General features: G+C 68.6%; 18 protein-coding genes and 3 pseudogenes. 13 read left to right on the top strand and 8 right to left on the bottom strand.

Annotated elements, in window-relative coordinates; genetic code table 11:
- Window positions 1-268: 268 nt before the first annotated feature.
- Window positions 269-661 carry a hypothetical protein gene (locus ACIRVH_RS08925; RefSeq protein ID WP_403949817.1) on the bottom strand — a complete coding sequence of 131 codons (393 nt, stop codon included), beginning with the start codon at window positions 659-661 and terminating at the stop codon, window positions 269-271.
- A 156-nt stretch (window positions 662-817) separates the two neighbouring features.
- Window positions 818-2,707, bottom strand: coding sequence for a lamin tail domain-containing protein (locus ACIRVH_RS08920; protein ID WP_403949815.1), 1,890 nt, complete (start codon window positions 2,705-2,707; stop codon window positions 818-820).
- A gap of 386 nt (window positions 2,708-3,093) precedes the next feature.
- On the opposite strand from ACIRVH_RS08920, the gene ACIRVH_RS08915 reads away from it, so the two are divergent.
- Complete coding sequence (locus tag ACIRVH_RS08915) at window positions 3,094-3,720, top strand: hypothetical protein (protein ID WP_403949813.1); 627 nt, start codon at window positions 3,094-3,096, stop codon at window positions 3,718-3,720.
- Window positions 3,721-3,784: 64 nt separating this feature from the next.
- Here the strand turns inward: ACIRVH_RS08915 and ACIRVH_RS08910 are convergent, their stop codons facing one another.
- Together ACIRVH_RS08910 and ACIRVH_RS08905 are read right to left on the bottom strand one after the other, a co-directional pair.
- Window positions 3,785-4,147, bottom strand: a complete 363-nt coding sequence (locus ACIRVH_RS08910) for a hypothetical protein (protein ID WP_403949811.1) — start codon at window positions 4,145-4,147, stop codon at window positions 3,785-3,787.
- Between the two features lie 171 nt (window positions 4,148-4,318).
- The gene (locus ACIRVH_RS08905; RefSeq protein WP_403949967.1) at window positions 4,319-5,554 is read right to left on the bottom strand and encodes a glycosyltransferase family 39 protein; all 1,236 of its coding nucleotides are present in this window, start codon (window positions 5,552-5,554) and stop codon (window positions 4,319-4,321) included.
- A gap of 473 nt (window positions 5,555-6,027) precedes the next feature.
- Between ACIRVH_RS08905 and ACIRVH_RS08900 the strand changes: the two are divergent.
- From ACIRVH_RS08900 to ACIRVH_RS08875, 6 genes and pseudogenes are all read left to right on the top strand, one after another.
- Window positions 6,028-6,189 (top strand): annotated as a pseudogene (locus ACIRVH_RS08900) (pyridine nucleotide-disulfide oxidoreductase); the annotation flags it as partial.
- A 181-nt stretch (window positions 6,190-6,370) separates the two neighbouring features.
- Window positions 6,371-7,243 carry a hypothetical protein gene (locus ACIRVH_RS08895; RefSeq protein ID WP_403949809.1) on the top strand — a complete coding sequence of 291 codons (873 nt, stop codon included), beginning with the start codon at window positions 6,371-6,373 and terminating at the stop codon, window positions 7,241-7,243.
- 327 nt (window positions 7,244-7,570) lie between these two features.
- Complete coding sequence (locus ACIRVH_RS08890) at window positions 7,571-7,861, top strand: tyrosine-type recombinase/integrase (protein WP_403949807.1); 291 nt, start codon at window positions 7,571-7,573, stop codon at window positions 7,859-7,861.
- 307 nt (window positions 7,862-8,168) lie between these two features.
- Entirely contained in the window at window positions 8,169-8,876 is a 708-nt protein-coding gene (locus ACIRVH_RS08885) for a hypothetical protein (protein ID WP_403949804.1), read from the top strand.
- 454 nt (window positions 8,877-9,330) lie between these two features.
- The gene (locus ACIRVH_RS08880; RefSeq protein ID WP_403949802.1) at window positions 9,331-10,668 is read left to right on the top strand and encodes a serine/threonine-protein kinase; all 1,338 of its coding nucleotides are present in this window, start codon (window positions 9,331-9,333) and stop codon (window positions 10,666-10,668) included.
- Window positions 10,669-10,758: 90 nt separating this feature from the next.
- Window positions 10,759-11,022, top strand: coding sequence for a hypothetical protein (locus ACIRVH_RS08875; RefSeq protein ID WP_403949799.1), 264 nt, complete (start codon window positions 10,759-10,761; stop codon window positions 11,020-11,022).
- 175 nt (window positions 11,023-11,197) lie between these two features.
- On the opposite strand, the gene ACIRVH_RS08870 is transcribed toward ACIRVH_RS08875, so the two are convergent.
- Window positions 11,198-11,929 (bottom strand): dienelactone hydrolase family protein, encoded by a 732-nt coding sequence (locus tag ACIRVH_RS08870; protein ID WP_403949797.1) that lies wholly within the window; start codon window positions 11,927-11,929, stop codon window positions 11,198-11,200.
- Window positions 11,930-12,747: 818 nt separating this feature from the next.
- Between ACIRVH_RS08870 and ACIRVH_RS08865 the strand changes: the two are divergent.
- A pseudogene (locus ACIRVH_RS08865) lies at window positions 12,748-13,095 on the top strand (DNA polymerase III subunit alpha); the annotation flags it as partial.
- Between the two features lie 280 nt (window positions 13,096-13,375).
- On the opposite strand, the gene ACIRVH_RS08860 reads toward ACIRVH_RS08865, so the two are convergent.
- Both ACIRVH_RS08860 and ACIRVH_RS08855 read right to left on the bottom strand, forming a co-directional pair.
- Window positions 13,376-13,852 (bottom strand): GNAT family N-acetyltransferase, encoded by a 477-nt coding sequence (locus ACIRVH_RS08860; RefSeq protein ID WP_403949794.1) that lies wholly within the window; start codon window positions 13,850-13,852, stop codon window positions 13,376-13,378.
- A gap of 488 nt (window positions 13,853-14,340) precedes the next feature.
- Window positions 14,341-14,934 carry a TetR/AcrR family transcriptional regulator gene (locus ACIRVH_RS08855; RefSeq protein ID WP_403949792.1) on the bottom strand — a complete coding sequence of 198 codons (594 nt, stop codon included), beginning with the start codon at window positions 14,932-14,934 and terminating at the stop codon, window positions 14,341-14,343.
- 58 nt (window positions 14,935-14,992) lie between these two features.
- On the opposite strand from ACIRVH_RS08855, the gene ACIRVH_RS08850 reads away from it, so the two are divergent.
- The 5 genes and pseudogenes from ACIRVH_RS08850 (at window position 14,993) to ACIRVH_RS08830 (ending at window position 20,256) form a co-directional block, all read left to right on the top strand.
- Complete coding sequence (locus tag ACIRVH_RS08850; protein WP_403949790.1) at window positions 14,993-15,943, top strand: patatin-like phospholipase family protein; 951 nt, start codon at window positions 14,993-14,995, stop codon at window positions 15,941-15,943.
- Window positions 15,940-17,421, top strand: a complete 1,482-nt coding sequence (locus tag ACIRVH_RS08845; protein ID WP_403949787.1) for a flavin-containing monooxygenase — start codon at window positions 15,940-15,942, stop codon at window positions 17,419-17,421. The genes ACIRVH_RS08850 and ACIRVH_RS08845 overlap by 4 nt, the downstream gene beginning before the upstream one ends.
- A 265-nt stretch (window positions 17,422-17,686) precedes the next feature.
- Window positions 17,687-18,058, top strand: a pseudogene (locus ACIRVH_RS08840) (GAP family protein); the annotation flags it as partial.
- A gap of 481 nt (window positions 18,059-18,539) precedes the next feature.
- Window positions 18,540-19,334 (top strand): YqjF family protein, encoded by a 795-nt coding sequence (locus ACIRVH_RS08835; protein ID WP_403949785.1) that lies wholly within the window; start codon window positions 18,540-18,542, stop codon window positions 19,332-19,334.
- 187 nt (window positions 19,335-19,521) lie between these two features.
- Window positions 19,522-20,256, top strand: coding sequence for a DUF6928 family protein (locus ACIRVH_RS08830; protein WP_403949783.1), 735 nt, complete (start codon window positions 19,522-19,524; stop codon window positions 20,254-20,256).
- A 420-nt stretch (window positions 20,257-20,676) separates the two neighbouring features.
- Here the strand turns inward: ACIRVH_RS08830 and ACIRVH_RS08825 are convergent, their stop codons facing one another.
- Complete coding sequence (locus tag ACIRVH_RS08825) at window positions 20,677-21,219, bottom strand: GNAT family N-acetyltransferase (protein WP_403949780.1); 543 nt, start codon at window positions 21,217-21,219, stop codon at window positions 20,677-20,679.
- Window positions 21,220-21,273 lie beyond the last annotated feature (54 nt).

The raw sequence follows: 21,273 nt of genomic DNA, 5'->3' as shown, positions 1-21,273 counted from the left end.
ACTGCAACCGGCGTCGTCGTTGCGAACGGGCACCTGAACGAGCCCGACACAACCGAATCGGCCGAGTCGGCGGCGGCCAGGTCCGTGGACGACCAGCTGATCGACGAACCGGTGGGCCTCCTCCAGGCCGACGGCCTGACACTGACCGGCGAGGCCGGACGACTGCAGCAGCTGGCCATGCGGCTGTTGCAGTCCACCCTCAAGCCGCTCCAAGGCCGATCAGGACCCGAGCACCTGGCTACCCCCCGTAAGCCGGCTACTGGTGCACCTACGTCCAACTGGGTCGCCGACAAAACCCGTTACCGGCTGAGCATCGATCCCGCCGAGCAGACCAGGTGTCGAGCATGGTTGCCGACGCCGACTTCTCCGCCTCCGTGGTGGTCAGCTTCCAGATGGACTTGATGTGGGTGTAGTCCTTGGCGTAGGTGCACCAGAAGGCGTGGTTGGTGGGCTTCCGGTCGGCCGGCCCGCTGTCGGACTGGGAGGAGTTGGCGGACTCCGAGGCGATCAGCAGCTGGGGGTCCTTGAGGTCGTTGCCGAAGTCCTTGCGCTGGTCCGCGGTCCAGGTGTCGGCGCCGGAGAGCCCGGGTCTGGAAGAGCCACAACGGGTCCCGGCCGCACGGTTGTGAGAGCAGCCGCAGGGCCGACCTGCGTGGGTCACGCGCGGTCTCGTGGACAGGTACGACGAAGCTCCTGGCAGTCAGCGGGTGGTCTTGGCCGTCACCCCGTCTGCCAGGAGCTCCATCGTTGCGTACTGCTTGGGTGCCTCACCTGGGAGTTGGCCCCGTGTGTGAGCCGTCTCCCGTGGTTGGCGGGATCAGCAGGGGAAGGTGCCGCTGTAGATGGTGTGCCCGTAGGAGGAGGTTCCGGAGCCGAAGCCGTAGATGCCGTCGTCGCTCCAGACCGCTTCTCGGGAGCCGTTGACGCAGGTCGACGTCGGTGCGATCGCGAAGCCCTCCAGGTTGTCGGTCGGCATGACGGCCGGGTTCGTGTAGGTCACGTCCGGAACGATCGCGCCGCTGGCGTTGACCTTCATGAAGGTGTGCGTCTCGCCGCAGGTGTTGTCGCAGGTCGCGATGATGCGCTGGGTTCCGGCGTCGAACGTCACGTCCATCACGGAGGCCTTGCCGGTCGCGATCGTGCCGAACGTGGTGAACGTGCCGTCGGAGTTCAGGCCGTAGACGTGCAGCGTGCCGTCCCACTCCAGGCCGGCGAAGAACAGGCCCGACCCGTGCAGCGGATAGTTCGCCGGGTTGTAGGCGGCGCCGGTGAGCGGGTCGACCCAGCCGTTCGCGGTCAGCCAGCTGTCCGGCACGTAGCCGACACCCTCGAAGCCCAGGTTGGCATCGTCCTTGCTGCCGGTGTTGAGCTGCGGGAACTGCGAGGTCATGTCCCACTGGTGGATCGGCGTCAGCGTCGACCCGGTCGCGGCCGGGTCGAACTCCATGATCGTGTCTTTGGGGACCGTGTTGTTGGTGTTGTCACGCTCGGAGGTCACGTAGATGTGGCCGTTGGCGCCGACCGTCAACCCCTCGGAGTCCGGCTCGCCGGAGCCGCCCGCGAAGCGGATCTGCTTGCCAGTCGCGCTCCATGACGCGTCCGGGATCCACTTGCCGTTGCTCTTGACCAGCTTGAACAGCCAGTCCTTGTTCTTGGCGGCCCACAGCACCGACGGGTTCGCCGGGTCGAATGCCAGACCGCTCAGGTCCCGGCCTTCAGGACCGGTGGACGTGGTGAACGCGCAGACGTTGTCCGCGATCGTGACGTCCAGCCCGCCTGGCCACGCCAGGGTGCCCGCCGGGGTGGAACCCGTACCGGAGGGCGCCTCGGGCGTGCAGCCACTGGTGAGCGAGCCACCGCCACCCAGCAACTGGCCGGTCTGACCACCACCGCCACCGCCGCCTGAGCAGGAATTCACGCTGCCGAGCGTCGCGGTCGTGGAGGTCTGGAACCAGCCGGTGCCGTTGGTGCAACGCTCGTCCGACGGCTTGGCGCCACCGGTCGCCCAGGTCACCGAGTCGATCGTGTTGCCGTTGCTGTCGAGGAGAAAGACCGAGTCGTTGTCACCCAGACCGATGGTGGAGTTGAACGTGACGTAGCCGCCCGCGGGAATGCTGGTCGCGCTCGGCGAGGAGGACGAGACCGATACCGGGGAGTGGCTGGTGTCATTGTCGACGTACTTCCACGAGCCGATGCTGACGGCGCTCGTTCCGCCGTTGTACAGCTCCACGGTGTCCGCGCCGTCCGAGGTGACCTCGTTGATCCGCACCCGGCTCGCCGTCGGAATCGACGACGGGCAGCCCGAGGCGTTCGAGGCGCCGAACGTGGACGCCGCGGTCGTGGTCACCCACCCCCCGGTGCCGTCGCCGCCGCAACGTGCCATCGCCGGCTTCGCACCGTTGGTGGCCCACTCAACGCGGTCGACCACCGTGCCGCTGGACGTGTAGATGACCAGCTTGTCCGAATCACCGAGCCCCTTGGGCGAGTTGAAGGTGACGAAGCCGCCGGCCGGGATCGTGCTGGAGGACGGGCTGAACGACTGCGGCGCGAAGCTGTCGTCGGACATCTTCCAGCCACTGATGCTCACCGCAGTCGAGCCGGTGTTGTACAACTCCACCGTGTCATTGTTCGACGAGGTGACTTCGTTGATCCGAACGTTCTGGTAGTTGGCCGGGTCCGCGGCAGCCGCAGGCTGAGCGGCAAGCATGCCTGTGACGAGCAGTCCTGAAAGCGTGAAAGCCGCCGCACATACAGAGGCGACGCCGGCACGCGAGTGTGAGGTAGACACGAGGCGGGACTCTGGCAACGCGATCTTGAAACAGTGTGTACTCCAGCTGAACTCCAGCTGCTGGCCACCGGAATGCCAGGCGCACATCGCTACGTAACGGCCGGCACCCCACGGAGGGGACGCGCACCGCCGCAAGGTCTCCGTCGAGCGGCGCGACGGACGCTGCGTCCGTTCAGTAACGGGCAGTTGGAGTGCCACAACGACGACCTGCCCACCCGCGATCCAGAAGGGCACCACGCCTCCGGTGCAGGCAAGGGCGTCTTTTGCGCCTTCAGTTCAGGCAGCCAGATCGGTAGCGTGTGGGCGTGACGGAGCACGCATACGACGCGGCTGACATCAAGGTTCTGGAGTTCGACGCCGCCGTGCGCAAGCGGACGGCCATGCACTTCGGGGTGGGTCGTGGAGATTCGAGGCTGGCGGCCTGCGTGTTGTGTGCCGTGGCGCGGCACGCGCTTCATCCGGCAACAAGGGTTGCAGCGGAGCACACGCTGCGCACTGTCGTTGAGATCACTGGTGATCTCAGCTTCACGATGGTGATGGATCAGCCTCATGCTTGGGACGGCTCGAATGCTCCCGCCCTTGGTTACTTCGACTCTCTCCTGGGTCCTGAGTGGTGGCTGTTGGCAGCTGCGGCGGCGCTGTCTGAGCGGGTCACGATCGACATGTGGTCCGCAGGGCGTGGCTTTGGCCAGGACCTCGTCGGTATGCGCCCGCTTTCTGGCCCCCGGGAATTCGATTCGCCGGAAGGCAGCGGCACGAGCGTGGTCTTCGACTTCGATCCGACGCATGTAGGTCCGGAATTTGCCCTCCCCACGGATCTCGAGAACCTCGATCTGCATGGCCCGCACTGCTCAGCGCCTACCGGCTCCGGACATGTGCTGATCCGGGATCTCCGCCACGGTTCAGCTGGGCAGGAAGTCACGCACCGCTAGCTGCGCTTCCGGCTCGTCGGCGATACTCGCTGCGGACTGCTTTCTCTCCGTCGTTCCACGCTCGTTATTGTGGTACTTCTGCGGCTGCCACGCAGGTACTCGTATGTTGTCCCATCTGGTCCGCGCGGCCGCAGCCGAATGCTCGGCACCGTGCACGCGCACTCCGAGCCCCAGCGCCATCGCGCGTCGCCGGCGAAACAGGGGCGGGCGCACCGGATCCGCTGAGCGCCACAGCCGCGGCGAGCACTTCGCCATCCCGGCGCTGCACTCTGGCGTCCTGCGCCTCGGCCAGGCCGATGCCGACCAGGACGTCGGCGACGCGCTGCAGGTACGGCTGCACCTGCCGGGCGCGCAGTTCGATGGCGGCACTGGCCAGGGCGGTGCGCCGGCAGCGGTGATCGAGGCTCATCGGGCTTGCCTCGCTCATCGCCGGCGTAAGCCTCGCCGCAGAGATGGGTGGGGCGCCCACGGGCTGGCTGTGCATCTCGAAGCGGGAGCCGTTCCGAGGCGTCGACGGATGGCACTTCGGTACACACCCCTAACCGCGGTGAGAGCGGATGTCACGTCACCCCTGGGTCGCAGTCGAGCGGCCACGAGTTCAGCCGGGGCGGCGTCGGTAGACCAGGACCTTGCGACCTCGTTCGCTCCTTTCGGAGCAGCGGATGAAGTGCGCCTTGAGTACTTGCTGTTTGGTCCGGTCGCGGGCTGTGGTGGGGGGCGACGCACTGGCGTCGGTGACGACCACGATGCGGCGGGCCGTCAGCATGGCGTCCGCTATCTGCTGAGGGGTGCCCTCCACGCCGTTCAGGGTGCCGGACCCCAGCGGGTTCTCGACGAGTGCCACGTCGTCTGCTCCGGTGAATGCGCCAGGTGAGACAACGGCGGTATCACGACGGTCAGCCGGGATGTACAGCACTGCGTCGCCCGGCTCGCGGACCGCGGCGACGTTCTTGGCCGTGGACAGCACGTCGTCGATCCGGCCGCTCGCGCTGCGCAGTGACACCTGGACCGGGAGCAGCCCGAGGAAAGCGAGAACCATGACTACGGCAACGGTTCGGTGAGGTGATGTCCGGACGCGGGATGCGACTGCGTGGCACGCCGCGCCGAGGAGCAGGGCGAGTCCGACGTGGCTGAAGAGGATGTAGCGGGCCTGGTAGACGGGGCGGGCCACGGATACGCCGGCCAGCAGGAGCGGTGGAACAACGAGGAGTGGCAAGGCGAGCGCGGTCAGCGTGATCCGGGAGGGGCCGGGCACGCGGTTGGCCGTCCTCGATCGCGCGAGCCACGCGCACAGCACGCCCGCGAGCAGGGTCAGTGCGAGACCGAGCAGGGTGCTCGTCCTGGTCGGGGGGATCCAGGCGATCTGCCCCGCCTGCGTCTGGCTCACCACGATGAGGGGCAACGTGCCCGCCACGGCGGCGCACGCGGCGCATGTCCATCGCAAGACGGTCGCGCGGGTCGGGCGGGCAAGGGCAATCGTCACGGCATGTGCAAGCAGCATCAGGAGGGAGAACCAGTTGAGCAGCGCCGCCATCAGCACGGTCGTGCCGTACGCCGCCCAACGGCCCTTGCTCGGGTTGTCGACCGCCGCGACGAGGAGCCGGCAGGCCAGTGCCACACAGGCGGTCACGAGTGCGTACGGGCGTCCCTCCTGCGCATATTCCTGGACCGCGGGGAGAAGGGCGAACGCCAGGCCCGCCGCCAGCCCCGTGTGTTGGCCGGCCAGTCGGGAACCCAGATGGGTGACCACGACAGCGGCGCATGCCATGGCCAGGACGGAAGGCAGTCGCAGCGAGTAAAGGCTGTCTCCGAAGACCGTGAAAACGCCGTGCATGAACACGTAGTAGAGGCCGTGGACTACGTCGATCCGCCCCAGCAGGTGCCAGATCTCGGGGACGGTCCTGTGGGCCGCCTCCCACGTCGCCGCCTCGTCACGCCACATGCTGTTCTCACGTGTGATCCCCCATAATCCGAGTAGAAGTGTGAGGGCCGGTGGACCTGCCCACATTCTTGTTCTAGGCATGACAAAGCTCCGGTGGCGTGAAGAGGCGATCGGAATCACGGACGGCCCGCAGGTCGCTTCTGATCACGCGCAACGCTAGGCACCGGAATGATCTTGGTCGTCACCAGCCCGGACGACGCCGGAGATCCGTCCCAAGTACTACTTGCCTGCCCAGGATGGTTCGGCAAACGTACGCCTTGAGCACCCGACCGGCCGGGAAGCGCACGACCATCAGTCAGGGAAGTCACGGGATCAGTCATCCGATCAACGGCCGTGGCTGCTGACCGATGAGGGAACCAGCGACCAACGCCACCCGGATCTACCGCACGCCCGCGGGTGCCGAGTCGTTCCCGCTGACCGTACTCCAGGCGAACCCCTACAGCGGCCAGCCCGGCAGGAGTGCCATGGTGCTCCCGATTGAAGGGAACCGGTGGATGGTCAGCGCCGGCGGCACCCGGGGTAGCGAAAACAAGGGCTGGAATCCATCCGTGTCTGGAACGCAAGAAGATGTCTTTCCGTCTTGGAGAGGGCCGAACAGCGAGCGGACCCTGAACTGACCAGAACCCGCACATATGTTCATTCGAGAGACGATAGTGTACTACTGAGTAACAACTGGCATGTCATCAAATAAGAGGACAGGGTGCGGCGATGGACCGACTCCGCAAGACCGCGTGGGCGGCACTCCCCCTCCTGCTCCCCTTCCTGGCAGCCGGGCCGGCCTCGGCCTCCCCGCCCGGACCCTCGCTCCCGTTCGGAAGTGTCCGCTCGGTGCATCCCGGCGACACACTGACGGTCAACACCACGGCCAGCGATGCCACTTACCTCGCAACCATCAACTCCCCCGCGTTCGTTGCGGCAGGGAAGCTGCGCATGATGCATCCGGTGCTGACCACCACCGTCACCGTCGCCTGCGACGCCCGGCCTGGCACCTACCCGGTGACCCAGCGCGGCGCCGGAGACGTGGGCCCGGACGAGCATCCGTTCCTATGGGCACGGGTGCGCGTGGAACCCGCCGACGAGGCGGCACGCCGCGCCTGCCGGAGCAAGGTCAGGAAACTGCCTCCGCCCAGGCTGGAGGAACGCTGGGCTCCGGACAGAACGTGGCCCCAGTCGGAATGGGACGTGCGGACCTTCCGGGCCGGCAGCCGCATGACGATCACGGACAACGACGACGAGGGATCGGACGGAGACATCACCCTCACCTCCCGCGCCTTCACCGACCGGCCCGTCCTGCGCGGCGCCAAAGCCGTCCTGACCGCCACCACCACCCTGACCTGCAACTCCGCACCCGGCATCTACGTCGTCTACCGGCACGACGTCGACCAGACCGGCCCCGACAAACCATGGGCCCGACTGCGCATCGCCCCCGCCACCCCCGGAAAGAAGTGCCTGGCACAGCACTCAACCGGGTCGTCCCGCCCTGCCATGGCGGCCTGGGCCGCCGGCGGCGTACTCCTCACCGCCGCAGCCGGCGCCGCACTCCTTCTGCGGGCCCGCTCCCGCCGCACCGCCTCCGTCTGAGCTCGCATCACCACTCGTCGCCCAGCCCGAAGCAGCCGCGCCGACGCGGGCGTAGAACCTTCTCGCCCGGGAAGGCGTGGACGCCCCGGTGTCGCCTGACGGCTTCTTCGCCTTCGCCCGCGCCCGCCTTGTGACCACGTCCGACGATCCGGCGGCGGCACGGGACTACGCGCTGCTGCGCACCTTGTATCACTCGGCGCCTCGGGTGAGTGAGGCCGTTCACCCCGACAGGTGCGATGCCCATCCCGACCTCGGCCCCTCAAGCAAGTTCCACGTGCGGTCGGCAAGGCGGCCCATGCATCGGGCCCGCGCCCGAGGTGGGCGCCTGTGCTCGACGGACTGGAGCGGATCCCGGGCCGGTACCTGAGCGACGTGCGCCCCCTCTTGCCCGACACCGCCCCGCTGTTCTGCGATGTGCGCGGGCAGGCACTGAAGCCGGAGACGGTGCGTGACCGCCTGGTCCGTCTCCTGGACCTGGAGGGCCGGCCCGACAGTGACCGGTTCACGCCGCATGACCTGCGCCGCGCCTGCGCGACCCACCATTACGAGCAGGACATGGACCTGGTCACCGTTCAGCAGCTCCTGGGCCACACGCATATCGCCGCGACCATGGCCTAGGTCCGGCTCGGTCTCTCCTTCGTCGAGGATGCCTGGCGCCGTACAACTGGCACTGCCATTACCGGCCTGACCGGCTGACCCACGGGTGTACCAGCGCTGGACCACCCCTGCTGCACGCGGCCACCATCACCGAACTGCGTCACCTCACCGATTCCCGTAGCACCCCGATGATGCGGGGCTCACCTTCCGAGCCTCAGGGTGCCGGAGATGTCCCGCCGACGAGACGGAAGACGTCGCCGCCGACGGAAGCAGTCGAGACGCGGGCAGCCGAGCGCAACGTCTCGTCGGCGTCGAGTATCTTCCTGGCGTGTCCATGCCTCCGGTGCCCCAGTCACCGAACCAGACGCCCCTCTATCCGTGGGGCGTGCCCCCAGGCCCGCCGGAGAAGAGCCGGGTCGGCCTCATGGCCGCAATCATCGGCGGGGTCTTCCTTCTGATCGTCGCGCTCCTGGCGACACTGATACTGGTCGGCAAGAAGATCGACAGCAGCTATCCCCGAGCCGAGTCCACCCTGACCGCGCCTGGAACACTGCTCGACGGCCACTACAAGCTGGCCAAGGACGACTCACCGACCCTGGGACCGCCGCTGGAGAAGAGCTGGCGGCTCAGCTGGGACGCCAAGGCCGTCCACGGCGTCGTCGTGGCGTACCACCCGAGCGGTGGCGACCAGGGCGAACTGATCGTGACCGGCATGTACGGCCGATTCAGGAATTCCGCCGGGGTGCGCTCGCGGGTACTGGCGGGCAACGGCTCCCAGCACACCGAGGTGAAGGTGATCGTGCCGACGATGGACGTCACCCCGTCCGGCTCTCGCATCAAGGTCAGCTGCGAGGAGGTGACGCGGAGCTGGGCCGACGGGAAAACGCTCAGCTACCCGGTCTGCGCCTGGGCGGACGGCAACACCTGGGCCCGGGTCGCCTACATGACCGTCTACACCGCGAGAAGCCTGGATTTTGAGGCCGCCGCCAGGATCACGCTCCAGATCCGCTCCGAGATGGTGAAGCCGATCAGGTGACCGCCCCGCAGCCCGATCACGGCACGCGCAGAACACCAAGCACGTGCCGGGCAAGTACGGCAGCACGAAGTACCTGACACGCCTCACCGACAAGACGAAGATCCGGCAAACCAGAACAAGGCGTGCCCATCCAGCTGTGACCGGCCTCAGGGCAAGCAGTGCGACGAGCACCCCTTCGGAGACGCGCAATGACCTTGACTCCTGACCCGCAGCAGGTCGAAGTCATCGAGCACAGCGGAAACTCTGCGCGAGCGGCACTCGACGGCGCCGCTCCGCAGCCAAAGACGCGCCAGGCGTGGAAAGCTGATCCGGACCAGGGTGGCCGCCTTGGCGAACACCCCTGCCGTTTGGCGGGTTTCTGGATCACGGGCCTGCCGCCCTCGCGGTCGCGTCGTGATCCCCACCGCCCCGGTGCGCCAGCAGGAGAGACAGGAATGTTCGAAACGGGGGAGGCGTGACGGTGCGAGACCAGCTCCTCGGGGACCGTTACCGGTTAGTGCGGCAACTCGGCGAGGGCGGAATGGGGCAAGTATGGGAGGCGCAGGACGAGACGCTGGGCCGGAACGTCGCGGTCAAGGTGATCTCCCTACTCGCCGGTGGCGGAAGCCGCGGCGACGAAGCCCGCGCCAGATTCCTGCGCGAGGCACGGATCACGGCCCAACTGCAGCACCCCAACATCGTGACCATTCACGACCTCGGCCAGACCAGCGCGGGAAACGAACGGGTCCCGTTCCTGGTGATGGAGCTGGTCCGAGGCGAGGGCCTGGACACGATGCTGCGCCGAGGTGTAGTCACCCTGGCGGACGTGGCCCGATGGGGCGCGCTGATATCTGACGCGCTTGCCGAGGCGCACGCATCCGGAATCATGCACCGGGACATCAAGCCGTCCAACATCCTCGTCACGCCTTCCGGCACCGTGAAAGTCCTCGACTTCGGCATCGCGAGGGCAGCCGACCCCTACGCGACCGCAGACCGCCTCACCCAGACCGGCTTCATCGTGGGCACACCCCCCTACATGGCGCCCGAACAAGCACGCGGCTTCCCAGAACCGCGCAGCGACCTGTACGCGCTCGGCTGCCTCCTCTTCGAGCTGATCACGGGCCGGCTCCCCTTCCAGGCCCCCGACACCGTGGGATACCTCTCGGCACACCTCACCCAAGAACCACCCACACCCAGCTCGGTATCCACCGGCGTTCCCTCCGCGTGGGACGACCTCGTGCTGAGGCTGCTGGAAAAAGACCCCGCCCAGCGGTACCCGAACGCCACCGACCTCTCCCAGGCACTACGACACCTCGACCGCACAGCCGAGCCCGCCGGAGGCGCCGCGCCACCAGTGGGAGGGGCCACCGAACCCCCCTCCATGGCAGCAACGATTCCGCTCCCGCCTGTCGCCGCCACCCGCAGAGCGAGTAGCGTCCCCCCACGGCCGGACACCGCATCAATGCCTACCCCGGCACGCCGTGGCCGCGTGACACGGTTCGTCCTCCCGGTGTGCCTATGGCTGCTCCTCGCCTTGTTGGCCGCCCGCTCGTCGGACATCGGGGTTCCGGTCGCCCTGGCCCTCACCTGGGTGTTGACGGCAGTACTCACCCCGCGCTCCGGAAGCCTGATACGCGGAACGGGGTTCGCGGCCGTGGCGGCCATCCCTGTGAACCTCGTAATGATTGCGTTCCGTTACTGGGATCGCCTCTCGGCAAGGTGGCCCTTCTTCATGGTGGTTGTCCTGACCATCGCGGCGTACTGCTATCGCGATATCAAGACTCGGCGAGCGGCAACTTCGAGCTCGACATGAACAACCGGCGCGTGATCACACACACGACTTCGGACATCCATGCAGGCGACTTCGGAAATTGACAGCCGATCACACGTACCGCGTCCCCGAGTGCCACCCTGCCCGTTCGAACGGGCAGGGTGGAGCGCCGCCGATCAGCCGACGCCGAAGCGGACGTACTGTGGCTCGACGCAGCGGCGGTCACCGCCGCCTTCCATCGACACCGATCGGCGGCCCGGCGGCGTCGCCGGGAGCTATACGAAGAGCGACCGGGCGGCCGAGCTGCCGGGGCGGGCGCCGAAGCTGTCCCTGGCGGACGGCATCCGGTCCGCCCTGGACTGGCTGCCGGTGCGCGACGAGCTGTTGAAGGGCTGAGGGCTGACACAGGGGGGTGCGTTGACGCTTGGGCTGCCGCTTCTCCGGTGAACCGGCCGGTGGGGCGGCTCCGGGCATCACGCACCGACGGCAGAGGAGCGCCGGGACCTGCCCTCGACGAGCGGCGTCCTGGCCAACACGGCTTACCGTCTGCTGGTGGCCTGCCGGCCCGGCCTCACTTCAGGTGCCGGGCGAGGAACTGGGCCGCGGCGTCCCCCGCGAACTGCGGGACGCCGGTGTGCCCGCCGAGATTGGCGTGCAGCGTCTTCTCCTTGGAGCCGAAGGCGTCGAACAGGTCCAGGGCCGCCTGCCGGTCGTTCCCTTCGTCGTCCCACTGCAGCAGGACGTGCAGCGGAATGGTGACCTGGCGGGCCTCCTCGAACATGGCGGCGGGCACGAAACTCCCGGCGAACAGAACGGCGGCCGAGATGCGCTGCTCGACCACCGCCAGCCGGATCCCGATGGCGATCACTCCCCCCGAGTACCCGACGGGGCCGCCGATCTCGGGCAGCGAAAGGAGGGCGTTCAAGGCTGCCTGCCATTCCGGGACCGACTTTTCAACCAGTGGGAGGACGAGCCGATCCACGATCTCGTCGCCGACCGGCTCGCCGGCTTCCAGCGCCCGCCGTAGGTCGGCGCGGGCCTGCTCGGCGGCGGCGGAACAGGGCCGGTCACCGCTTCCGGGGAGCTCGATGGTGGCCGCGGCGAAGCCGTCCGCCGCGGAGTGCCGGGCCCGGGCCACCAGCCGGGGGTACATCTTGCGCAGTCCGCCGGGGTGGCCGAGCAGGATCAGCGGCGCCGGTGCGGATGCGGATCCGGGCGTCCACAGGATGCCGGGGATCTCGCCGAGGGTGAATTCGCGTTCGAGGACGCCGTCGTCGAGGCGCTGCTCGGAGGTGAATTGCATGGTCGTGCCTTTCGGGAGTGCTCTTGAACGGCGCTCCCGGACGACCTAACGCCCGACCGTGACCCCGGAGGGGAGCACCCATGTCGATACTGCGTTCACGGGTACCACCTCCTTGTTCTCCAGCACGGCCTCCGGAAACGTAGCAGTGGTCGCGGTGGTCCGCCAACGGGTTTTTGCGGAGGCTCCGTGGCCGGATGCCAAGGAGTCGGAACGACGCGCCGCCGACGTCTCCCAATCTCATGCACTGGTCCTGTCGGTTCTCGCGAACAAAGCCACTGGTGCACCGTGGACGTGCCCAGGTGCTACGCAGCCCCGAACCCTGTGCGACTTACCACCCACGTAGGTGAGGTGACGACAAATCACCTGGCGGCGCACACGGCGCCTCGGAATGAAGATCACGACGGTGTTCGTGATCTTCGAGAGGAAGGCCCGTGCGCCTCCCCCGAGCCCCACGCACCGCGGCTGCCGCCGTGTCTGCGCTCGCCGCTCTGCTCGCGCCCACCACCCACCACGCGGGCACACACCGTCTCCGCGCAGCACCATGCCCCCGGGGACACCATCACCCTGCCGGTCCGTGACGCCCTGGCGGCACTGACCGTCCAGGACGAAAACCGCACCGGCTGCACCTGTCCGCCTCAGCCTTGAGCTTGGCGATCGTGCGCCTGACACCCTCCGGCTCGGTGGTGTTCAGGGTGTCAGCCGGAAGCATTCGTGCGGGCTCGGCGCCCTTTCGAGCAGCGTCTACCGCCGCTTCCGTCACCGGGTCTTCGAAGACATCCTCGTACGTGGAGGGTGTGTAGTCGACGTAGTCGACGCCGGGGCTGCTGGAACACGACCCGGGGATGTGGCCGCGCCGGGTCATCGTCGCCGACGCCCGCCGCCACGGCGTGCCCGTCCTGCCGGTCGACGTCAACCACGCCCGCGCCCGGCACAGCGTCGAACAGACCGAACACGGCTGAGGCGTGCGCCTGGCCTTCTCCACGGTCAAGGGCATCAGTTCGGCCGAGACCGCCCGCCTCACGGCCGGTCAGCCCTACACGGGACTGCAGGATCTGTGGCAGCGCGCCCGGCCCTCGCTGCCGGTCGCGCAGCGCCTGATCCGCATAGGCGCCCTCGACGCGCTCAGCGGTGACCTCACACGCCGCGACCTGCTCCCGCAGGCCACCGTGCGCACCCACGGGATCAAGCCGGTCATCCCGCAGAAGGCCGACCAAGCCGCCAACCGGAAGAAGAAGGGCCGCCGCGGCGGACGGCCCGTCACCCACGACGCCGAGCTCTACCGAGACCGCAACATCGTCGAGCGCCTGATCAACAAGCTGAAGGTGTGGCGCGGCATCGCCACCCGCTACGTCAAGACTCCCGAGAGCCACCTTGCAGCACTCCACCTCCGCGGCGCGATCGTCTGGCTGCACAGCCTCCGCTCCGCATGATGACAGGCGACCGCCCCTAAAGCGCGAGCTTGAACCCTTCGTGGCTGCGTACGAAGCCCAGTGCGGCATAGAAGCGGTGTGCGTCCTCACGCTGCTTGTTGCTGGTCAGCTGCACCAGCACGCAGCCACGCGAGCGTGCCCTTGTGATCGCGTGCGCCATCAAGGTCCGGCCGAGCCCGTCCGCACGCCGGTCCGCGCGGATCCGCACAGCCTCGACCAGGGCGCACTCGGCGCCGCCCTTGCCAAGTCCCGGGATGTACGTCGCCTGCAGGCACCCCACCACTGTGCCGCAGTCGTCCACCAGGACCAGCATTTCGTTGCGCGGGTCCGTGTCGATCGCCACGAAGGCGCGTTCATACGCCTCCGTCACCACAACCGTCGCCGGGTCTACTACCTGCTCCTCGTCAGAGAGCAGGGCCAGTACCGCAGGCAGGTCGGCACGGGTCGCGGGGCGCAAGGTATGAGCAGGCGCGGGCTCAGTGACAGCAGACATGGCACAGACCCTAATTGGCCGCTCGTTGGTTGACTTCAATCCCCATCCCGTGATCACGACTCCGGACAGGCCCGGGCTGCCGCACCGGCGGGATGGACCTCCAGGTCGTGCGGATCCCATTTGGACAGTGGCCGGCCCGGCCCGGGCGCGCGCCCCGCTGCGGGGGCTGTGGGTGCAGCGGCGCGGCGCTGGAGTTCCAGTAGGTCCGCCACCGGCAGCCTCAGCGCCTTCGCCAACGCGGCCACCCTGGCGTACGCCGAATCCGGGACAACGGTGAAGCCAACAACCTTTCCTTCTACGGGAGTCTGCCGTGTCCCTCGCCCTCGCTCCGCATCGCCGGCTGGAACTGCGGCGTATTCGTGGGCTCCTGGAGCCCGGGGTGATGAGCCCGTCGGAGAGTGCCGGTGGCGCGAAGGCTCGGCCCACTCACGCGCGAGCGCTCCTTCCAGCTGGGTGCCCGCACCGTCAGCGAAGCAGCATGGGCACCCTCAGGGGTACCCGCTCATGACGCTGCGCAGCAGGTCGACGATGGGCCGCACCGGGACGGTCGGGTCGAAGGCGCGCTGGACGCCGAGCCCGATGCCGAGGCTGAGCAGGGTCAGGGCGGCGGTGTCGGCGGGCAGGGCAGGTGTGATGCCGAGTTCGTCCGCCTGCGCCCGGATCAGGTCCGCGAGCGCATCGGTGACGGTGCGCCGACGCTGGGCGAGCTGCTCGCACACCTGCTTGTCGCGGCGGTTGGCGGTGGCGAACTCCACTTCCAGCGAGGTCCACGAGCTGTCGCCGATGGTCTCGTCGGCCCAGCGGGCGAATCCCGCGATCCGGTCCTCGAAGTGGGGCGCGTCGCCCATCGCGGCGGCCAGCTGTGTCACCTGTTCCGCGGCGATGCGGTCGAGCACGGCCAGGCACAGCTCGTTCTTGGTGGCGAAGTTGGAGTACACCGCCCCCTTCGAGTAGCCCGCCGCCTCGGCGACACGCTCCATTGACGTCGCCGTGAAGCCGTTGCCCAGGAAGAGCGCGTACGCGGTGTCGAGGACGTGTTCGCGGGTGCGGGCCTGGCTCTCGGCCCGGGTCAGTCTTGCCACCCCCGGAGGATACCGCTAGCTTTCAAATTCCCTTGGAATTCGAATACCGGGAGAATCCATGAAGGGGCGTCAACGACGCGGGCTGGTCGTCGGGTGCGGCGGCACCCTCGGCTTCGCATGGGCAGTTGCGGCGCTGGCCGCGGTCGAGGAGCAGCTCGACTGGGATGCCCGCACGGCAGAGGTGCTGGTGGGGACGTCGGCTGGGGCGGAGGTCGTGTCCGCGCTCGGGTCCGGCCGGTCGGTCTCCGACCTGCTTGCGGCACTGCAGGGCCGGTCCGACGCGGACCCGCTGCTCCTGCGGCACGTCGGCGCGCACCCGGGTGCCCTGCCACCGGTTCCGTGGCCGGGACTGCCGGGCGCCGGGCTGACGGCTGCGGCAGTCCGGGGCCGTGTCCCGCTCGGGTCGGGGCTGCTCGGCCTCCTGCCGCGCGGCCGTGGGGATGCGGGGTGGCTGCGGGGCTTCGGCGCCGCGCTGGCGGACGGCCACACGTGGCTCGCCTCGTCACGTATGTGGCTGGTGGCGAGCGAGACGCGCTCCGGCAGACGGGTCGCGTTCGGTTCGCCCGACGCCCCGGTCGCCGACATCGGCAGTGCGCTGGCCGCATCGTGGGCGATCCCGGGCTGGTTCCCTCCGGTACGGATCAACAGGCGTGCCTACCTCGACGGCGGGGTGGTGTCGCCGACATCGGCCGACCTCGTTGCCCCGCTCGGTCTGGACGAGGTGGTGATCGTCGCCCCGATGGCGACGTCCGGGGGCGCGCCCGCCACCGGGCTGAGCCGCCTCGAGCGCGTCGCCAGGCGCTGGATGACCCGGACCCTCGACGCGGAGGAACACCTGCTCCGGGCAGCGGGGACCCGCGTCGTCCGGATCGAGCCCGGCGCCGAGGAACTGGCCGTCATGGGCTTCAACTTCATGGACGTCGCCCGCCGCCCGGCCACCCTCGACGTCTCCTTGCGTACCGCACCCGACCGTGTCAAGCGAGCCATAGAGAGGAGCACCACGGCATGAGCGCCCATTTCGAGGTCATCGTCATCGGCGCCGGCATCTCCGGGGTCGGCGCGGGGGTCCGGTTGCGCGAGGCCGGAATCCGGGACTTCCTGATCATCGAGGCCGCCGACGACTTCGGCGGCACGTGGCGGGCCAACACCTATCCGGGCTGCCAGTGCGATGTGCCGTCCCGCCTCTACAGCTACTCCTTCGCGCCGAACCCGGACTGGACGAGGGTGTACGCGCACCAGCCGGAGATCCTCGCCTACGTGAAAGGGGTCGCCGACCGGCACCGGCTGCGCGAGCACACCCGGTTCGGGGTGCGCATGACCGAGGCGCACTGGCAGCCCGACGCGGCACGATGGCGGATCAGCACCAATGCCGGCGAGTTCACCGCCCGGTTCCTGATCGCCGGTGCCGGGCCGTGGAACGAACCTCTCATTCCCAATATCCCGGGCCTTGCGGAGTTTGCCGGCGAGGTGTTCCACTCCGCGCGCTGGAACCATGACTACGACCTGCGCGGCAAGCGGGTCGCGGTGCTCGGCACCGGGGCATCGGCCGTGCAGTTCGTCCCGGCCATCGCCCCGCAGGTCGACCGGCTCCACCTGTTCCAGCGCACTGCCCAGTGGGTGCTGCCCAAGCCGGACCATCGCATACCGAAGGCCGAGCGGTGGGTGATGCGGCACGTGCCCGGCGCCCGGGCCGCGGTGGCCGCGGTGGAGTACCGGGCCATGGAGATGCTGGGCCGCGGAATCCGCAGGCCCTCGCTGCTGCGCGGCGTACAGGCCGTGGCACGCGCACACCTGCGCGGCACCGTGCGGGACCGTGAATTGCGCCGCAAGCTGACCCCCGACTACATCATCGGCTGCAAGCGCATCCTGTTCTCCAACCACTACTACCCGGCCCTGACCCGCCCGAATGTGGACGTGCACGCCTGCGCCGTCCGCACGGTCAACGGCACCACCGTGCTCGGCGCCGACGGCAGCAGCGCCGAAGTGGACGCGATCATCCTCGGCACGGGCTTTCACATCCTCGACATGCCCCTGTCGAACCTCATCCACGACGGCGCCGGACGTTCCCTCGCCGACCGCTGGCAGGGCTCCCCCGAGGCGTACCTCGGCACCGTCACCTCCGGGTTCCCCAACGCCTTTCTGCTTCTCGGTCCCGGCCTGGGCACCGGACACAGCTCCGCGTTCACCATCCTCGAAGCCCAGCTCGATCTCGCCTTCGGCGCGATCCTCTCAGCGCGCGCCAAGGGGTGGACGTCGGTCGAGGTACGCCGCGACGTGCAGACCGCCTACAACACCGAACTGCAGGCCGCGCTCGCGGGCACCGTCTACAACACCGGCGGATGCCGGAGCTACTACCTCGACGCCAACGGCCGCAACAGCTTCAGCTGGCCCTGGTCCACCGGCCGGCTCCGCACGCAGGTGGCCCGCTTCGACGCCCGCGACTTCACGGTCATCCACCCCACCGACCGGCAGGAGCTCAGCACATGAGATTCCCCGCCATCGGGACATCTACGCGGTGACCTCTCGCAGTGAAGGTTGAGCGTTCTCACCGAACATGGAGTGCTGGCCAGGTACGGCGATCGAGCGGACTCGTCCCCGCCGTACCGGTGGTCCTTGCGCGTAGGGCGCTGAGCCGCGCGACACTCGGCCAGCACTGCGCCCTGTTCGCGCCGACCGAGGCGTACTTCGATCGCAGCTGGCCGCTACCCGACATCGAGAAGGCCTAACCCATAGACCTGAAAATCAAGTCTTGGTGAGGGAGGAGGCGCCGATCATCGCGGTCATCTTGATGCTGCTGTCGCGGCAGGCGGCCAGGACCAGCACCGGGTTCTTGACCGGCTGGGTGGCCGGGATCGTCGTGGTGACCGTGGTGGTGATGCTGCTGGTCGGCCAGGCTGCCAACACCTCCGCGGGCAAGCCGTCAACGGTGTCGTCGGTGCTCAAGCCGGCCTTCGGGCTGCTGCTGGTGGCGCTGGCGGCCCGGCAGTGGCAGCACCGCCCCGACGAGGGACTGGGCCGCTCCCGAGGCGGCCTGACCTGCAAGATCCACCTGGCTGGGGAGGGCGGCCACCGACCGCTGGCCCTGTTGATCACTCCCGGCCAGTGGGGCGACAGCCCACAATTGACGGAGGCCTGCTTCGTGAGCGCGGCGGCCGAGGCGAGGCTGGAAGCAGGGAGGGACGCGGAAAGGGGAGCCCTGAAGCCCGTTTCCAGGCTGCGGGACTCCCCTTCGGTGTCGCCTCCCTGACCTCCCTGACTGGCCTTTTCTACAGGTCATGTACAGGGAGGCGGTGAGGGAGAACTCCCTCAGATCTCGTCGTCTCCCTGATCGTCGACGTTCTCGGCGAAGCGCTCCAAGATGGCGTCCTGGACGCGGTCGCGGGCGACGACGCCCGCAAGGTCGCCACCAGCGACGCGATCGTCGACTTGTCCGCGGCCCGTCCAAGCGCGCCAGGATCCGGCCCGGAGGCTGGATCCTGTGCGGGAAGAATTGAGCGGTGGCGAAGGCCATCAAAGCGCCAGCGACGGCGCAACAACAACCGAGGCCCGTCAGAACAGGGCGCAGCCGCGGGCTGTTGGGCAGGGCGATTCGGGATACTGGCCCGATGCCGCAGCCATCGCTCAGCGTGGAGCCCGGACCGATAACAGTCGACCCGCCTCATACCGCGGACCGCCCTCTCCTCACCCAGTCCTGGCTCGACCTCGCCTTCCTCCACTGGCCCGTCGACCCGGCGGACGTCGCCCCGCTCCTGCCGGTCGGCACCCGACCGGACACGCTGCACGGCATCACCTACGTCGGACTCGTCGCCTTCCGGATGCATCGCGTCGGATGGTTCCGCCTCCCCGGCATCCCCTACCTCGGCTCCTTCCCCGAGACCAACGTGCGCCTCTACTCCGTGGACACCCACGGGCGACGCGGCGTCGTCTTCCGCTCGCTGGACGCTTCTCGCCTGATCCCCGTCGCCATCGGGCGAACCGCAGTCCGCCTCCCCTACGTCTGGTCGCGGATGAAGATCCACCAGCAGGGCACGACGATCACCTACACCAGCAGCCGACGCTGGCCCGGCCCTCGCAACGCGCACAGCAACCTTGCGATACGGGTCGGCGAACGGGTCGAGGCACCGACCGAACTCGAGCACTTCCTCACCGCCCGCTGGGGCATGCACAGCACCTTCCTCGGCCGCCCCTTGTACCTCCCCAACGCTCACCCCCGCTGGCCGCTCCACCGCGCCGAACTACTCCACTGCGACCAAACCCTCGTCACCAACGCAGGCTTGCCCGCCCCCATAGGAGCGCCCACAAGCGTGCTCTACTCCCCAGGGGTCCCCGTCCGGTTCACACGCCCGCCCCGCGTGCCGGCCGGCTTACCCAGCCCTCGCGCCCACCACCCCGCCACCTGAGTACCCATCTCTGCCGTGGGCTTCTGTCGTTGTCGGTCGGCGTCGGGTGGCCTCGCACGGCCCAGAGACGGCCCAGCTTGGCAGCCGGGCTGAGTCGCCTCCGTTGTCAGTGCGTGCGGCTATGGTGCGTTCGCCATCAAGGGCAACGCTCTGGGGAGGGGCTTTGGGAGCCAAGACGGGACTGCTGGTGTACGCCGACGGCGACGTGCCGGAGTTGCTGCGACAGGTGGACGCGGCGGACCTTGACCGGACGATCGCCATGATGCGGCGGCTCTACCCGGGCCGGGAGATCGAGGAGTGCGGGGGCTCGAATCTCTGGGACGGCGTCTACCCCTCGAAGGGAATGACGTACGCGGCCAGCTGGCCGGGCGTGGATGTCATCGGTGATCAGAGGGTGATGATCGACGTCCCCTCCGAGCTCCCGGAACACCTCGTGGCGGCAAGTGCCGGCCGACGGCTCGTCCTGCACGCGATGCACAGCGTCGTCGACTGGCTGGCGTTCGCCGTCTGGGAGGACGGGCGCCTCATCCGCTCTCTGAGCCTGTCCCCGGACAGCGGCATCATCGAGAACATCGGCGAACCGCTCCCCTTCGAACTGCCCTACTGGGCAGGGGACCGCCCGGCCGACATCGTCCCCTGGCCCGGCGAGGACGAAGAGCCTTACGCCCTGCCCTTTCACCCCTTGGACCTGGGCGAGGACGCGTTGCGTGCGCTCTGCGGCTTCATCCAGGAAGGCCGTCCGCAGCCCGACGATGTCGATGCGGAGGCCATCGAGTTGTACGGATTCCACGTGCGAGAACCACACGGGCCTGGCCGTGCCGAGCAGGAAGCGGCGCTGCGGAGGGCGGTTGAAGCGATGCAGCCGCCGCGCGTCTACACGCTGGGGCCCGATGGTTCGTTGATCGAGCGTGACGGCCTGTAGCTCAGCTCAGCCACAACTGACCACCGGCGGCTGTGACCTGGGGCCGCCTAATCGATCAACATTCTGGCCTGCTGCTGAGTCGTCGGTAGCTGTCGGCGTTAGGCGTCGTTGAGCGCCCTTCCACGGCCCGAGGACAGCCTGGGAGGGCGCTCGTGCGTGAGCACCGCATGAGGAGTTCGATCCATGAGCTGTGCGGGCTGCTCGGGCACCTACGCGCCGGGCGATACGGAACCCGGACCGGGCCGGCGAGTTCCGCCGTCGTCTGACGACGTTGATACGTCTTCGGCTTTCCCGCAGACGTTGACGAACGGAGTGACCACGAGGGCATCTTGCCCTGCCGTGCCAGCGAACTCGACTCATTGGATACGAACTGCCCAGTCAGCCGAACCATCAGCTTGACAGCCTGGTGGAGGCAGAGGGTCAGGGGCGGCTCAGACCCCACGTCTGCAGGGCGTAGGGTCGCCCCTTCTCCTCACCCGTGATCAGCGGCACGTCGAGCAGTCTGAAGCCCGCCTTGGTGGCTACGGCGACGCTGGCGGCGTTCTCGGCCTCCAGCTCCAGGATCACCTGCCTCGCGGCCAGCTGCTCGAAGGCGTACGCGGCCATCACCCGCACCGCCCGCGCCGCCAGCCCCTGGCCGCGGTGCGCCGGGCCGATCGCGTAGCCGAGCTCCGTGCCCTCGGAGGCACGCCGCAGCATCACCTCGCCGAGCGGTGCGCCGCCGTCGACGGTGATGGCGAGCAGGATCGTCGTGCCCTCCGCCCGCAGCTGCCGGTCCCGGTCCAGCCGTGCGCGGGCGGCCGCCTTGTCGAAGGGGGAGACGATCGGTGTCCAGTACGCGATGTCGGGGTGGTCGAACAGCTCCGGCATCGCGGCCAGGTCCGCCTCCGTCCAGTCGCGGAGGACGAGACCCTCCCCCGAGAGCTCGATCCGCTCGGGAAAGGACGACATGGTGCTGCTCATGGTGGGGAGCCTCCCTAGCCTGTTCAGGACGAGGCAGGATAACCGGGGGCAGGC

The organism is Streptomyces sp. NPDC101165 (assembly GCF_044768135.1).
Lineage (GTDB): Bacteria > Actinomycetota > Actinomycetes > Streptomycetales > Streptomycetaceae > Streptomyces.
Note: the sequence above shows the minus strand (reverse complement) of the source record. Positions and strands in the feature narration are given on the sequence as shown.

Coding starts and splice junctions, on each gene's coding strand:
- ACIRVH_RS08920 (WP_403949815.1), bottom strand. CDS start 2,707: ATGCTTGCCGCTCAGCCTGCGGCTGCCGCGGACCCGGCCAACTACCAG.
- ACIRVH_RS08910 (WP_403949811.1), bottom strand. CDS start 4,147: ATGAGCGAGGCAAGCCCGATGAGCCTCGATCACCGCTGCCGGCGCACC.
- ACIRVH_RS08905 (WP_403949967.1), bottom strand. CDS start 5,554: ATGCACGGCGTTTTCACGGTCTTCGGAGACAGCCTTTACTCGCTGCGA.
- ACIRVH_RS08895 (WP_403949809.1), top strand. CDS start 6,371: ATGGACCGACTCCGCAAGACCGCGTGGGCGGCACTCCCCCTCCTGCTC.
- ACIRVH_RS08870 (WP_403949797.1), bottom strand. CDS start 11,929: ATGCAATTCACCTCCGAGCAGCGCCTCGACGACGGCGTCCTCGAACGC.
- ACIRVH_RS08860 (WP_403949794.1), bottom strand. CDS start 13,852: ATGTCTGCTGTCACTGAGCCCGCGCCTGCTCATACCTTGCGCCCCGCG.
- ACIRVH_RS08850 (WP_403949790.1), top strand. CDS start 14,993: ATGAAGGGGCGTCAACGACGCGGGCTGGTCGTCGGGTGCGGCGGCACC.
- ACIRVH_RS08845 (WP_403949787.1), top strand. CDS start 15,940: ATGAGCGCCCATTTCGAGGTCATCGTCATCGGCGCCGGCATCTCCGGG.
- ACIRVH_RS08835 (WP_403949785.1), top strand. CDS start 18,540: ATGCCGCAGCCATCGCTCAGCGTGGAGCCCGGACCGATAACAGTCGAC.
- ACIRVH_RS08825 (WP_403949780.1), bottom strand. CDS start 21,219: ATGAGCAGCACCATGTCGTCCTTTCCCGAGCGGATCGAGCTCTCGGGG.